This is a genomic window from Halorubrum shenae (assembly GCF_051194165.1).
Classification (GTDB): Archaea; Halobacteriota; Halobacteria; order Halobacteriales; family Haloferacaceae; genus Halorubrum.
The window spans coordinates 1-1402 of record NZ_JBLZNI010000046.1 but is presented as its reverse complement, the minus strand read 5'-3'; the positions used below and the strand labels follow the sequence as shown (position 1 = coordinate 1402).

The following is a 1402-nucleotide window of genomic DNA, read 5'->3' as shown; positions in this document are numbered from 1 at the left end:
CATCCGTCTTCAGTTAAGCAAGAAACCGCGTAACTGCGGTGGCTTATCGGGACATCTTTCGGAAGGAATGAGGAAGTCCAGTCTGTGCACGACAAGGACTCCTCATCTCGAATTATGCGTCGGCTCACTACACTGTTTCCCTCTGAGTTCCTCAAAGAGCACGCCGAGGAACTCGGCGTGGTCGAACGTGACCGAAAGCTTCAGATTCCTGCCTTCGTCTGGACATTCGTGTTCGGCTTCGCCGCAGGCGAAAGCCGAACACTCGCCGGGTTTAGACGCTGTTACAACTCGACTGCCGATGAGACGATCTCACCGAGTGGGTTCCATCAGCGGTTGACTCCGACGCTTGCGGAGTACCTCCGCGACCTCGTCGAGACCGCGCTCGACGAGGTCGCTGTTCCTGACGCGACGGCTGCTGATATTGACCGGTTCAGAGATGTGATGATCGCTGATGGAACGGTGTTGCGGTTACACGAGTTTCTTTCAGATCAGTTCCAAGCCCCCCATGAGGAGCAGGCTGGAGCGAAGCTCCACCTGCTCCATAATGCCACCGAGCAGACGATTGAACAGATCGATACTGCTGACGAGAAAGCACACGACAGCACCCTGTTCAAGACAGGGCCATGGCTTGAGAACCGCCTCATGCTGTTCGATCTCGCCTACTTCAAGTACCGCCGGTTTGCGCTGATCGACGAGAACGACGGCTACTTCGTCAGCCGGTTGAAGAAGAACGCGAACCCGATGATTACGTCGGAATTACGGGAATGGCGCGGCCGCGCCATTCCCTTAGAGGGTAAACAGCTCCGAGTTGTTCTCGAGGACCTTGACCGGAAGTACATCGATGTAGAAGTCGAAGTCGAATTCAAACGAGGGCCGTACAACGGGAGGCGGTCACTAGATACGAAGCGATTTCGCGTCGTCGGCGTCCGCGACGAGGACGCCGACGACTACCACCTGTACATGACGAATTTAGCGAGGAAGGAGTTCTTTCCGGCGGATTTAGCGGAGATCTACCGCTGTCGGTGGGAAGTTGAGTTGTTGTTCCGTGAGCTGAAGACGCAGTACAACTTGGATGAGTTCAACACGAGCGACGAACACGTGGTGAAGATCTTACTATACGCAGCACTGCTGTCGCTGCTTGTAAGCCGCGACTTATTGGATCTGGTCACTGAGCAGGCGGATGATGAGCTCGTGTTTCCGACAGAGCGCTGGGCGGCGACCTTTCGGTCGCACGCCCAGCTTTTCCTCCACAAACTGGGTGAGTATCTCGGCTACTCACCACCGCCGCTGCTTGAACGACTGATCGAAGACGCTCAAAAGATCCACAAGCAGCGACCGATCTTACAAGAGACGCTCGCTACCGCTACACAACCGAGGTGTGAGTCTTAACTGAAGACGGATG

General features: G+C 55.5%; 1 protein-coding gene. It reads left to right on the top strand.

All coding sequences use genetic code 11. The annotated features are described in order from the left end of the window. Positions 1 to 114 precede the first annotated feature (114 nt). The gene (locus ACNS88_RS17565) at positions 115 to 1389 is read left to right on the top strand and encodes an IS4 family transposase (protein WP_435100633.1); all 1275 of its coding nucleotides are present in this window, start codon (positions 115 to 117) and stop codon (positions 1387 to 1389) included. The last annotated feature ends 13 nt before the right edge of the window (positions 1390 to 1402 follow it).

What these genes read in the sequence shown, in the direction of transcription:
- ACNS88_RS17565 (WP_435100633.1), top strand. Translation starts at nt 115, where the DNA reads ATGCGTCGGCTCACTACACTGTTTCCCTCTGAGTTCCTCAAAGAGCAC.